Source organism: Streptomyces sp. NBC_01224 (genome assembly GCF_036002945.1).
Taxonomy (GTDB): Bacteria; Actinomycetota; Actinomycetes; order Streptomycetales; family Streptomycetaceae; genus Streptomyces.
The window spans coordinates 4,447,341-4,459,509 of record NZ_CP108529.1 but is presented as its reverse complement, the minus strand read 5'-3'; the positions used below and the strand labels follow the sequence as shown (position 1 = coordinate 4,459,509).

The following is a 12,169-nucleotide window of genomic DNA, read 5'->3' as shown; positions in this document are numbered from 1 at the left end:
GCAGCGACAACACAGGGAATTGAGAGGTACGTGCCATGGCCACCGCCCAGGACAACGATCCCGCCGTCAGCGTCTGCTTCGTCGTCACGATCGACGACATCGAGCTCGGGTCGTTCAACACATGTGACGGGCTGGGCTGTGAAGTGGTGCTCGAAACGCGTGAGGAGGGCGGCAACAACGGGCATCTGTGGCAGCTGCCGACCCGCCTGAAGTACTCCAACGTAAAGCTGTCCAGGCCGCTGACCAAGGAGACCGAGAAGGTGGCCCGCTGGTTCGCCACCATGACGACCGGATTCAGCCGCAAGACGGCGCACATCGAGGCGCGGACCGGCGACGGGCAGAAGGTGGCCCAGTGGGGGCTGCTGGAGGTCGTGCCCGTCCGCTGGACCGGCCCCTCCTTCACCCCGGAATCGCCCAAGGTCGCGATGGAGACGATCGAGATCGCCCATCACGGCTATGTGATGGAGGGCTGACCTCGTGAGTGGCGCAGGTCCCATCGCGTTCAGCGCCGCCGGTACGTCCGGGGCGTCGGCGGCGAGGGCGGGCAAGGGAGGTTCGGCCCGGCCCAAGCTGGAGCACGCCTATCTGGAACTGCGGACGCCGCCGACCGGCGGTGGCCTCACGCCCGGTGGTCCGTGCGGACGGATCGACTTCCAGTTCAACCCCAAGGAGCTGAGCCTCACCAAGGCCGCCTCCTGGAAGCGGAGTCCGGCCAAGGGCGCCAAGAGCTCGGGGCCGCCGGAGTACCAGGGTTCGCAGCCCAGCAAGCTCACCGTGGAGATGTTCTTCGATGCCAGCGACACCCAGGACACCCGCGTGGTGACCTCGGTCGAGCAGCTCTTCGCGTGCTGTGTGCCGACGAGCGAGACCCGTCAGCAGCAGCGTTCGTCACCGCCGTGGGTGGTCTTCCACTGGGGCGGGCTGACCGGGTTCCCCGGCTATGTCAGTCAAGTGCAGGCGAAGTACACCCTGTTCACCACATCGGGTGTGCCGATCCGGGCCGTCTGCCAGGTCACGATGGAGGAGATCAGCGGCGACACCCCGGGGCAGAACCCGACCTCGGGCGCCCTCGCTGCCCGGCGGGTCCACCGGCTGGACGCCGGCGACTCGCTGCCGTCGCTCGCCCAGCGCGAGTACGGCGATCCGGCCGCCTGGCGGGTGATCGCGGAGGCGAACGGGATCGACGACCCGATGCGACTGGCCCCCGGACAGCAGCTGCTGCTCCCCGCGCTCGACGAGCTGAACCGGCTCGAAGAGGAACGGGACGGGGGACGGTCCTGATGGCGCAGCCGGGTGTCGCGACGGCGCTGGTGGTGGAGTTCGGCGGCCGGCCGCTGCCGCCCAAGTTCGTGAACACACTGGTCGAGGGGTACGTCGACGACAGCCGGACGCTCCCCGACCTGTTTCTCCTGCGCTTTCGCGACCCGGACCGGGTACTGCTGGAGCAGACCGGGCTGAAGATCGGCAGCGAGGCCCGGCTGCTGGCCCGCGCGGGCGGGGACACGGCACCGAAGCCGCTGCTGAAAGGGGTGGTCACCGCCCTGGAGGTGGAGCTCGACGAGACCGGCACCTTCACCGTCGTACGCGGGCTCGACGAGTCGCACCGGCTGTTCCGGGGACGTCGGGTGGCCAGCTACCAGAACATGACGCTCGCCGACATCTGCGCCCAGGTGGCCCAGCGCGCCGGGCTGAAGCCGGGGACGGTGGACGTGGCCGGCCCCGTACTCGAACACATCGCCCAGCCCAACGTCACGGACTGGGAGTTCGTGCGCGATCTGGCGGAGGAGGCGGGCGCGCAGGCGTACGTACTCGACGGACAGCTGCACATCACCAGACCCGCGGAGGCCGGCGGCGCACCCGACGGTTCGGCGCGGGCCGACCGGAATCCGCTGGTCCTGGAGATGGGCAGCAATCTGCTGCGCTGCCGGGCCGGGGTGTCCTCCGCGGAGCAGGTCTCCGAGGTCGAGGTGCGTGGCTGGGACATCAAGACCAAGCAGCCGCTCGTCGGGCGGGCGCCCGCGGGGAAGTCGGCGACGCTGGAGCTGGGGGTGAGCGCGGCAGAGGTGTTCGCGCCCTTCGGCGAGGCGCGTTTCGTGGTCACGGACACGGCGTACGGGGCTCAGGCGCAGGTGGACCAGGCGGCGAAGGCCCTGGCGGAGCGGATCGCCGGATCGTTCGCGGAGCTGGAGGCGGTGATCCGGGGGAACCCGGAGGTGCGGGCGGGCAGTGCGGTGGCGCTCAACGCGGTGGGGGCGCCTTTCGAGGGGCGGTACACGGTCACGTCGTCGCGGCATGTCTTCGACCCGGTGCGCGGGTACGAGACATGGCTCACGGTCTCCGGGCAGCAGGAGCGTTCGCTGTTCGGGCTGACCGGTGGAGGGCCGGGGTCGGGCGGATCCGGAGCGGGGTCGGGCGGCGGGTCGCGCTGCGTGGGGCTGGTCAGCGGGACGGTCACGGACACCCACGATCCGGAGGGTTCGGGCCGGGTCAAGGTGCGGTTCCCATGGCTGTCGGACGAGTACGCGAGCGACTGGGCGCGTACGGCGCAGTCGGGCGGGACGAGCGGCGGCGAAGCGTTCATCCCCGAGGTCGGGGACGAGGTCCTGGTGGGATTCGAGCATGGGCATCTGGACCGTCCGTACGTCCTCGCCGGTCTGTACAACGGGAAGGACCGGCCGTCGCAGGGCAGCGGCGGCGGGTCGGGCGGGGGTGCTGGTGGCGCGTCCGGGCCGGGCGCCCCCGGGCCGGGCGCCGGAGCCGGCCCGTCCACAGGCCCGTCCGCCGGTGCGCCGCCCGCCGGTTCACCCACAGCAACGCCCGCCGCATCCCCCGCCCCAGGAGGTGAGCTGGTCGACCCGACCACCGGGGCGGTCAACCGGCGTTCGATCGCTTCCAAGAGCGGAAACCAGCTGGAACTCCTGGACGGCGCCAACGGACCGCAGGGCGTACGCCTGCTCACCGGCGACGGAAAGCTGAAGATCGATCTCGACCGCAGGGGCACCGTGATCGTGATCAACAGCGACGGCAGCGTGAACATCGAGGCCAAGCAGAAGGTGTCCATCAAGGCGGCGCGCGGGGTCGCACTGGACGGCGGGCAGGGAACGCTCGAACTGAGCGGCGACAGCGTCACGTTGACGTCCCGCAGCGGAGTGCGGGTCGACGGCGGAAACGGCGAGGTCAAGCTCTCCACCGGCGGCACGGTGGACGTCCGGGGCGCCCAGGTCGCGGTCAACGGAACACAGCGGACCGACATCAAGGGCGGCAGCTCCCTGGCCATCAACGCACCCCTGGTGAAGATCAATTGACGGCGCGGACGCGCTGAGCGAGAGGAACGGACTTTCATGTCAGCAGCCGCGGCGGCAGCCGCACGGGTCGGCGACCCCACCGGACACCCCGGCACGGTCGGGCCGCCCGGTGTCCCGTCCGTGCTCATCGGAGGCCTCCCCGCCGCCACGGTCGGCACCCCGCACCTGTGCGCGATGCCGCCGCCCGCGGTGCATCCGCCGTCCGCGATCGCGCCACCCGGCAGCACCACGGTGCTGATCGGCGGGCAGCCCGCCGCCCGCGTCGGGGACCTGGCCGCCTGCGGATCGCCCGTCGTGTCCGGTTGCCCGACGGTACTGATCGGAGGCTGAGCGTCCATGGGTCAGCAGTTCATCGGCGCGGGCTGGGCCTTCCCACCGCGTACGGACGCCACCGGTTCCATCGCCCTGGTGCGCGGCGAGCACGAGCTGGAGGAGTCGATCCGGCTGATCCTGGCCACGTCGCCGGGCGAGCGGCCCATGCGCCCGGAGTTCGGCTGCGCGGTCAACGACTACGTGTTCGCCCCGGCGGACGCCGGCACGGCCGGGCAGCTCGCGTACGAGGTACGTCTGGCGCTGGACCGGTGGGAGCCCCGGATCGAGGTCACCGAGGTCGTCGTCCGGTTCGACGATGTCGACCACGGAGTCCTGTACATCGACATCGGCTACACCGTACGGGGCGCCAACGACCCCCGGAACCTGGTCTTTCCGTTCTATGTGATCCCGCAGCACGAGGAGGTGGACGGCGCGTGACGCTGCCCAGTCCGCATCTGGACGACCGCCGCTTCCAGGGCCTGGTCGACGAGGCGAAACGGCTCGTCCAGCAGCGCTGCCCCGAGTGGACCGACCACAATGTGTCGGACCCCGGTGTGACCCTCATCGAGGCCTTCGCGACCATGGTCGACCAGCTCGTCTACCGGGTGAACCGGGTTCCGGAGAAGAGCTATCTGACCTTCCTCGACCTGATCGGGGTCCGGCTCCACCCGCCCACGGCCGCCCACACCGATGTGACGTTCAGGCTCTCCGCACCGCAGCCCGAACCGGTACGGGTGAGGGCCGGTACGGAGGTGGCGACCGTCCGTACGGAGACCGAGGAAGCGGTCGTGTTCACGACCGGCCGTGAACTGTCCATCGTGCCGTGCGAGTTCGCCCATCTCGCCACCTGGCCGACGTCCGGCGACGCCGTCGACCGTACCGAGGAACTCATGCTCGGCCGGGCCGTCCCCTGCTTCGACACCACGCCCGCGCCCGGCGACGCCCTCTATGTGGGCCTGTCGGCCGCCGTTCCGTCGGGAGTCGTAGTGCTGCGGCTGGACTGCGCGGTCGAGGGCGTCGGCGTGGATCCGCTGCGGCCGCCGCTGCTCTGGGAGGCCTGGGACGGCAGCGCCTGGACGGTCTGCGAGGTCGAGAAGGACGACACCGGTGGCTTCAACCGGTCCGGAGAGCTGATCCTGCACCTTCCCGAGGGACATACCCCGGCCGTCGTCGTGCGCCGGACCGGCGGCTGGCTGCGCTGCCGCCTGGTGGAGGCCACCCCAGGGCAGCCCACTTATATGGCGTCTCCGGTGGTGCGCCGGATCACGGCGTTCACGATCGGCGCGACCGTCGGGGCGGTCCACGCCGAGACCGTGACCGACGAGGTGCTCGGCCCGGCCGAAGGCGTACCCGGACAGACCTTCACGGTGAGCCGCCCACCGGTGGTGCCCGGCGACTTCGTCGTCGAGGTCGCGGATCCGGCGGAGGGCCCGCAGGGCACGGAGTGGACCCGCGTCGACGACTTCGCGCACTCCGGACCCGACGACCGGCACATCACGCTCGACCCCAACTCGGGCCGGGTCGAATTCGGTCCGGCGGTACGGGAACGGGACGGCTCCATCCGCTACTACGGCGCGGTACCGCCGAAGGGCGCCACCGTCCGCGTGCGTTCGTACCGCACCGGCGGTGGACTGCGCGGCAACGTCGCCCGCTCCACGCTCCGGGTGCTGCGCAGCGCCATCCCGTACGTGGCCCGGGTGGAGAACCGACGTCCCGCGCTCGGCGGAGTCGACGGCGAGACGGTGGACAGCGCACGGGTACGCGGGCCGATGACCCTGCGGACCCTGCACCGGGCCGTCGTACCGCACGACTACGAACTGCTGGCCCGCGAGGTCGCCCCCGACGCGTCCAGAGTGCAGTGCATTCCGGCCGGCGGCGACTCGGACGTCGAGGCGGGCGGGGTGCGGCTGCTCGTCGTACCGGCCGGACGCAGCGACGAGCAGGGCCGGATCCAGTTCAACGAGCTCATCCCGCCGCAGCACACCCTCGCCCTGATCGCGGGCCATCTGGACGAACGGCGGCCCATCGGCGCCCGGTTGGTGGTCGAACCGCCCTACTACCAGGGGGTCACCGTGGTCGCCACGGTCCAGGCCCGCAGAGGCGCCGTGCTGGAACGGGTACGCGAGGAGGCGCTGGCAGCCCTCTACAGCTACTTCAACCCGCTGAGCGGCGGACCCGGCGGCGAGGGCTGGCCGTTCGGCCGCCCGATCCAGTCGGGCGAGGCGTTCGCCGTACTGCAACAGGTGCCGGGGGTGGATCTGGTGGAGGACGTACGCCTCTTCCCCGCGGACCCCGTGACCGGGCAGCGCGGCGAACCCACCACCAAGATCGCACTGGACCGGCACGCACTGGTCTTCAGTTTCGAGCACCAGCTCCGGGTACGGGAGGCCTGACCGCCATGCGCACAGCCGTGACCGGCCTGCCGACACCGCACCCGCTGATCGAGCAGCTCCCGGCGGTCTATCTGGAGCAGGACTTCCTGCAACGGTTCCTCGCGGCGCTCGACGACGTACTCGCCCCGATCCTGCTCTCCATCGACAATCTGCCTGCCCATCTCGACCCGCGCAGCGCGCCGGAGGACTTCCTGGCCTGGCTGGCCCAGTGGGTGGCCGTCGACACCCGCGCGGACCGCCCGGTCGAGCAGCGGCGCGCGGCGGTAAGAGGCGCGGTCGAACGGCACAGCAGGCGCGGTACCAGGCGTGGGCTGGCGGAGGCGGTCTTCCTGGAGACCGGGATCGAGCCGGACATCGTCGAGAGCGGCGGCACGGCGTGGTCGTCGAGGCCGCACACACAGTTCCCGGGCGGCCCGCGGCCGTGGGTGACGGTCCGGGTCCGGTCCTCGCAGCCGTACCAGGTCGACCGGGTGCGGCTGGAGGAGCTGATCCGTACGGAGATACCGGCGCATGTGGGCTTCGACCTGGAGGTCTCGTGATCTGTGAGGCGTGCGGGCAGAGCAACGCGCCGGGGACGCAGTTCTGTACGTCGTGCCAGGCGTTCCTGGAGTGGGAAGGGTCGGATGGGGGTTCCTCGGCGTCCTCTGTCGGCCCTGCTCCCGCGCCGCAGCCATCACCACAGCCCCAGCCGTCACCCCGACAACAGCCCCAACCGCAGCCGCAACCCCAGCCGCAAACCCGGCCCGTGCCCCCGCCCCCCGTCGCTGCGGCCGCCCCGCGTCGTCCCGGTGACGAGCCGGACGAGTCGGTGCCGGGACCCGAGGCGCTGCCCGACGTACCGCCGGGCCCCACGAACACACCCCCGGGTCCGCCCACTGCTCCGCCCATTCGCTGTCCCAACTGCCGTACGGAGAACGCCCCGGACCGTACTTTGTGTATCCGCTGCGCCCTGCTCCTGGACCCGGGCCCACCGCCCGAGGTCCGGCCCCCCTGGTGGCGTCGGATCTTCCGAAGGCGACCGCGTCAGGCGCCCACCGCCGGTACCCGGCCGCGGCGTCGGCTGTGGCGCCGCCCCGGTCTGGCGCTGCCGATCGTGCTGATCGTGTTGGCGTGCGGCGTCTGGTTCGCCCTGCCGCATGTGTCCGGCTGGTTCGGCTTCGCCAAGGACGAGACCGGGACGCCGGAGGCGGTGCCGCCCACCCGGTTCCGGGCCTCCAGCAGGGCTCCGGGCCACCCGGCGGGTGCGGCGTTCGATGGTTTCAACAATCGCTACTGGGCGCCATCGGCCGCAGGTCCCGACACCGGTGTGGGCCAGTACCTGGAGTGCGACTTCGAGCAGCCGGTACGGGTGCTGAAGCTCGTCGTCTTCTCCGGTACGTCGGTCAAGCAGGACGAATTCCTCACCCAGGCCCGCCCGGCCAGGATCACCGTACTGCTCACCTCCGCCGACGGAAGCCGGGTCAGCAAGGAGATCAGGGTCAAGGACCAGCCAGGTCAGCAGACCTTCGACCTCCGTGGTTCGGAGATCGTCCGGGCCCGCCTCACGACGGAAACCACCTATGGAGCGGGTCCCGGCCGTCGACTGGCCGTCGCCGAGGTCGAGTTCTTCGGCCGAAGGCCCTGACCTCTCGGCTTGACCTCGTCGCCGACCGCGTACCCGAGCACGGAGACGATCACTCCGCGCGCAGGGCCACCAGTGCGCCCGCCTGCGCGAGGCCGCTCTCCTCGACGACCTCGCGCACGCTCTGCGCCTCGCGTACGAGCGCGAAGTGCACCCGCCCGTCGGCACCCGTCCGGTAGCCGTACACGGCGGGCCGCGGCAGCGAGTTGTATGAGAAGTGCGACGAGAAGTAGTACGCCCCGGTGTCATGGAGCGCCACCACGTCGCCGGGCTCGATGACCGGGAGCTCGCGCCCGGTCGCGGTCAGGTCCCCCGCGAAACAGCACGGGCCCGCGATGTCGGCGATCTCGGTCGGGCCCTGCTTGGGGCGGCCCGCGGCGTCGAACACCCCGACGCGGAGCGGCCAGGCGCCGGGCATGAACACCGTACGGGTGGCCACCTGGGCCCCCGCGTGCGTTACCGCGATCTGCCGCCCTCCGGCGGACTTGGTGTATTCCACGACCGTTGCGACTGTTCCGCTCTTGGCCAGCAGGGAACGGCCGAACTCCGTGATCAGGGTGTAGCGCCCGTCGAACAGACCGGGTACGGCGCCGCGGAGCTCGGTGACGTAATCGGCGTACGTCGGGCGGTCGTCCTCGCTGTCGAAGTTGACGGGCAGGCCGCCGCCGATGTCGAGCCCGGTGATCTGCACGCGGCCCAGCTGTGCGTTGATGCGCTCGGCCAGGTCGTACGCGACGCGGATGCCGTCGGCGATGAGGGGCAGGGGGCAGCCCTGGGAACCGACGTGTGCGTGCAGGCGGTTGAGCCACGGCCGGCGCGCGAAGGCGTCGATCACCTCGTCGACCGCTCCCGGATCGCGCAGTGCGACGCCGAACTTCGAGGTCGCCGTCGCGGTGCTCATCGCGTCGATGGCACCCGCCCCCACCTGGGGGTTCACCCGCAGCCCGATCGGCCCGGCGGCCGGTCGCCCGGCCAGCAGACGGTCGACGCGGGCCATCTCCTGGAAGTTGTCCAGGTTGATCGCGATGCCATGGGTGAGGGCGAACTCCAGCTCCTCGACCGTCTTCGCGGGGCTGTCGAAGACCAGCCGGTCGTACGTGAACCCGGCCGCCAGCGCCTGTTGCAGTTCACCGGGCGAGGCCACCTCGCAGCCCATCCCGGCCTCGGCGAGCAGCCGCAGCACGGGCACCAGTCCGCACGCCTTGGCCGCGAACGTGTGCCGTACCGGGGCGGGTCCTTGGAACGCCTCGTTCAGCGCGTCGACGGCGGCGAGCACACCGTCCACGTCGAGCAGGCCGACCACGGGCGAGCGCGGACCGAGCAGCCCGTCCTCGACGGCACGCGTCAGCGCCGCCGCACGCCGGGTACCGCGCTGCTCGACCGCCGAGCGGGCTGCCGAACCGGAAGTCATGTGAACCACGACAACAACCCTCCATCTGTCACGTCGGCTGTACGGACAGCTTCGACGCGGAGGGGAAGGCGCGTCTTCGACCGACACGACGATGTCTGCCCGATTCCTTTGTCGCACCGGACAGCTCAACGATCAACGGCTGCTCGACCCGTGCGCTCTGCGAGCCGCGATGCGCAGCCCGATGTCCGCGAGGAGCCGTACGGTCGGGTCGGCCAGATCGACGCCGAACAGCTCCCGGGCCCGGCGCAACCGGTACCGCAAGGTGTTGGGGTGCACATTCAGGCGCCGCGCGGCCGTGCCCGTGTCGCCGAACGCGTCGAGGTGGGCGGCGACCGACGCGCCGTACTCCGTACCGTGTGCGCGGTCGTGCTCCACCATCGCGTGTACGGGCCCCGACAGCGACTTCCACAACGGCTCGACCCGGTCGAGCACCCGGAGCACCGACGTGTCGGCGACCACTTCGCCGAACGCCGCCACCGCCGACTCCACCTCCGCGACGGGCAGCCTCGCAGCCCGCTCCCGCAGCACCCGCACCACCAGCTCCGCGGCCTCCCGCGACGCGGGCAGCCCCGACAGGTCCGCCGCCAATGGCCCGGCGCCCGCGAACACCACACTGCGTGGCACCGAGCGGGCCGTCGCCAGCAGGGTGCGCGCCGGATCGGCCTCACCGTCGCTCGCAGGGACCAGGACGTACAGCCGCCGCCCGGACCGCGCGGTCACGCACCCCGGCCGGTACGCGGCGGCCTGCAGCGCGAGCACATCCAGAACCCGCTGCTCGGTGCCGCTGTCGGTGCCGCCCCCGGATGCGGCGCCGCCTGCCCGGCTGTCGTACGCCTCCGCCACCATCACCGCGTACGGCCCCTCCGCCGCGATCCCGGCATCGTGCGCGGCCTGCGACGCGTGCGCGGCCCCGTCCAGGAGCGCGTGCACCGCCTCCTCCCGTGCCCTGGCCGCCGCCCGGCCCCATGTCCGATGGTGGGACAGATGCGGTACGGCGGCCCGGGCGGCCGTGCGCAGCGCCGCTGCCGCACCCTCGGTGAGCGGCCGACCGTCGGCGGCGGCCCAGATGGACCCGAGCACCTCGGACCCGTGGCGCACGGCGATGGCCAGCCGCTCGGCGGACCGGTCGTCGGCGGGCCGGCGCACCACGTCGTCGGTGCTCCACAGCGCCCGGAAGAAGCCGCTCTCGCGCAGTTCGTCGACCCGCCAGCGAGGGACCTCCTGCCCGAGGATCGTCAGCCGGCGCATCGGATCGGGTTCGTGGTCCATCCGCGAGTAGGCCAGCACCCGCGACTGCGGATCCTCGATCGTGATGGCACCGCCGACCAGGTCCGCCACCGTATTGGCCAGCCCGGACAGATCGCCGAGCCGGAGCCCGCCCACTCCGTCGGGGCCTGCAGATTCGGTGGTGGAAAAGGCCGGGGCGCTGTGCACCAGAGCGGTCCGCAACCGACCGAGCACCTCTGTCCACCCATGCCCCTGCCGCCGGGTCAGCAACGCCGTACGCCCCTGACCGGCCGCCTCCACCAGGGCCGCCCGCGGCCCGCGACTGCCCCGTCGCATGACCACGGCGGCGGCTCCGGCCCGGTCGGCGTCGCGCAGCACGTCGATCGCCTCGGGCGAGGCGACCTCCACACCGACGGCGAGCAGGAGCAGCCCGGATGCCACCCGGGCATCGTCGTCCCGTTCCTCACCGGGATCGTGCAGCACCACATCGGTCACCGGCACGCCGGTACCGCGTGGCGCCACGACGACATCGAGCATTCCGGGGGCGATCAGCCCGAGGATCCGCTCCAGCGAGGGCCCGGTGTCGCGCCGGTCCGGTTCATGCGTCGGCATCCACCCATCATGGTCGGCGGTTCCCGGCGGGAGCCATGGCCGGCGCACCCCCTATGCGTGGAATCCGTCGAATGCGATGTTCAGGTGGCGGGGGCCGCGCAGCACGGCGTTCTGCCGGTACGGGGGCGGGTCCTCGACCAGGCGCGGGCTGTTGAGCCTGCGGGCGAGCGCGGTCAGGGCGAGCTGTGCCTCCAGACGCGCGAGGGGTGCGCCGAAGCAGTTGTGGATGCCGCTGCCGAAACCGAGGTGCTGGTTGTCCTTCCGGTCGGGGTCGAAGCGGTCGGGGTCGGGGAACCGTTGCGGGTCCCGGTTGCCGGAGGCCAGGACGAGCCAGACGGAGGCGCCCTTGGGGATGGTGACGCCGCAGATGTCGATGTCCGCGAGCGTGGTGCGCTGCGGAAGCAACTGCACGGGAGGCTCGAAGCGCAGGAGTTCCTCCACGATCGGGAGGGCCAGCCCGAAGTCGCCCCGCAGCCGCTCCAGAACGTCGGGGTTGCGCAGCAGGGTGAGCATCCCGTTGGTGATGAGGTTGACCGTGGTCTCGTGGCCGGCGATCAGGAGGAGAGCGGCCGTGCTGAGCACCTCCATCCGGCTCATCTGCCCGTCCGGGCCGTGCTGGGTGACCAGCGCGGAGAGCATGTCGTCGCCGGGTGCGCCGCTGCGTTCGTCGATGAGCCCCGACAGGTACTTCCCCAGTTCGGTGCGGGCCTGCTGGGTGACGCGGCGCCGCTCTCCGGGGTCCTGGCCGGGGTCCGGGTCGAGGCCGGCGGCGATGGTGTCGGCCCAGGAGTGGAAGAGCGCCTCGTCCTCGCGCGGAACCCCGAGCAGCCGGCAGATCACGGTGACGGGAAAGGGGTACGAGAAGTCGTCGACGAGGTCGATCTGATTCCGGTCCCCGAAACCGTCGATCAGGTCGGAAACGATCCGGGCCAGTTCGCGTGCATGTTGTGGACGCGCCGGGGGGTTTCCGGCGGCCCGAACGGGCGCATCGTCATACGGCGCAACCGGTCGTGCTCGGGAGGGTCGAGCCTCAGGAAGGCGGGCGGCAGAGCCGACGCCTCCTCCTCCTGGAGGAGTGTGCCTGCGGCACTGGGGGAGAGGTTGCGGGCGTCCGAGCTGATGCGCGGATCGTGCAGCAGACTCTTGATCTCCCAGTACGTGCTGACGACGAACAGTTCGTCCCCCGCCTGAAGCACCGGCGTCTTGCGGAGCTCGGCGTACAGCGGGTAGGGGTCGGCACGGCTGGAGTAGTCGATGATCTGCCGCAGGAGCGTGGCTTGCGTCATGT

At 71.5% G+C, this 12,169-nt stretch carries 10 protein-coding genes and 1 pseudogene; 8 read left to right on the top strand and 3 right to left on the bottom strand.

Features of this window, described 5'->3' with window-relative positions; genetic code table 11:
* Positions 1-35 precede the first annotated feature (35 nt).
* The 8 genes from OG609_RS19775 (at position 36) to OG609_RS19740 (ending at position 7,634) form a co-directional block, all read left to right on the top strand.
* Positions 36-473 (top strand): phage tail protein, encoded by a 438-nt coding sequence (locus OG609_RS19775; protein WP_093549687.1) that lies wholly within the window; start codon positions 36-38, stop codon positions 471-473.
* A 4-nt stretch (positions 474-477) separates the two neighbouring features.
* Complete coding sequence (locus OG609_RS19770; protein ID WP_327274025.1) at positions 478-1,281, top strand: CIS tube protein; 804 nt, start codon at positions 478-480, stop codon at positions 1,279-1,281.
* Complete coding sequence (locus tag OG609_RS19765) at positions 1,281-3,305, top strand: VgrG-related protein (RefSeq protein WP_327274024.1); 2,025 nt, start codon at positions 1,281-1,283, stop codon at positions 3,303-3,305. The genes OG609_RS19770 and OG609_RS19765 overlap by 1 nt, the downstream gene beginning before the upstream one ends.
* Before the next feature lie 36 nt (positions 3,306-3,341).
* The gene (locus OG609_RS19760) at positions 3,342-3,635 is read left to right on the top strand and encodes a PAAR domain-containing protein (protein WP_093896035.1); all 294 of its coding nucleotides are present in this window, start codon (positions 3,342-3,344) and stop codon (positions 3,633-3,635) included.
* A 6-nt stretch (positions 3,636-3,641) separates the two neighbouring features.
* Positions 3,642-4,055 carry a GPW/gp25 family protein gene (locus OG609_RS19755; RefSeq protein ID WP_327274023.1) on the top strand — a complete coding sequence of 138 codons (414 nt, stop codon included), beginning with the start codon at positions 3,642-3,644 and terminating at the stop codon, positions 4,053-4,055.
* On the top strand, positions 4,052-6,010 hold the full coding sequence (locus OG609_RS19750; protein WP_327274022.1) for a putative baseplate assembly protein: 1,959 nt from the start codon (positions 4,052-4,054) through the stop codon (positions 6,008-6,010). Before OG609_RS19755 ends, OG609_RS19750 begins: the two co-directional genes overlap by 4 nt.
* A gap of 5 nt (positions 6,011-6,015) precedes the next feature.
* Entirely contained in the window at positions 6,016-6,549 is a 534-nt protein-coding gene (locus OG609_RS19745) for a phage tail protein (protein ID WP_327274021.1), read from the top strand.
* Between the two features lie 554 nt (positions 6,550-7,103).
* Positions 7,104-7,634 carry a discoidin domain-containing protein gene (locus OG609_RS19740; protein WP_327274020.1) on the top strand — a complete coding sequence of 177 codons (531 nt, stop codon included), beginning with the start codon at positions 7,104-7,106 and terminating at the stop codon, positions 7,632-7,634.
* 49 nt (positions 7,635-7,683) lie between these two features.
* Here OG609_RS19740 and OG609_RS19735 read toward each other — a convergent pair whose 3' ends face one another.
* The 3 genes and pseudogenes from OG609_RS19735 to OG609_RS19725 form a co-directional block, all read right to left on the bottom strand.
* Entirely contained in the window at positions 7,684-9,042 is a 1,359-nt protein-coding gene (locus OG609_RS19735; RefSeq protein ID WP_327274019.1) for a diaminopimelate decarboxylase, read from the bottom strand.
* Positions 9,043-9,174: 132 nt separating this feature from the next.
* Positions 9,175-10,881 (bottom strand): helix-turn-helix domain-containing protein, encoded by a 1,707-nt coding sequence (locus OG609_RS19730; protein ID WP_327274018.1) that lies wholly within the window; start codon positions 10,879-10,881, stop codon positions 9,175-9,177.
* A 51-nt stretch (positions 10,882-10,932) separates the two neighbouring features.
* Positions 10,933-12,167 (bottom strand): annotated as a pseudogene (locus OG609_RS19725) (cytochrome P450).
* Positions 12,168-12,169: the final 2 nt, after the last annotated feature.

Coding starts and splice junctions, on each gene's coding strand:
- OG609_RS19775 (WP_093549687.1), top strand. CDS start 36: ATGGCCACCGCCCAGGACAACGATCCCGCCGTCAGCGTCTGCTTCGTC.
- OG609_RS19765 (WP_327274024.1), top strand. CDS start 1,281: ATGGCGCAGCCGGGTGTCGCGACGGCGCTGGTGGTGGAGTTCGGCGGC.
- OG609_RS19760 (WP_093896035.1), top strand. CDS start 3,342: ATGTCAGCAGCCGCGGCGGCAGCCGCACGGGTCGGCGACCCCACCGGA.
- OG609_RS19755 (WP_327274023.1), top strand. CDS start 3,642: ATGGGTCAGCAGTTCATCGGCGCGGGCTGGGCCTTCCCACCGCGTACG.
- OG609_RS19745 (WP_327274021.1), top strand. CDS start 6,016: ATGCGCACAGCCGTGACCGGCCTGCCGACACCGCACCCGCTGATCGAG.
- OG609_RS19735 (WP_327274019.1), bottom strand. CDS start 9,042: ATGACTTCCGGTTCGGCAGCCCGCTCGGCGGTCGAGCAGCGCGGTACC.
- OG609_RS19730 (WP_327274018.1), bottom strand. CDS start 10,881: ATGCCGACGCATGAACCGGACCGGCGCGACACCGGGCCCTCGCTGGAG.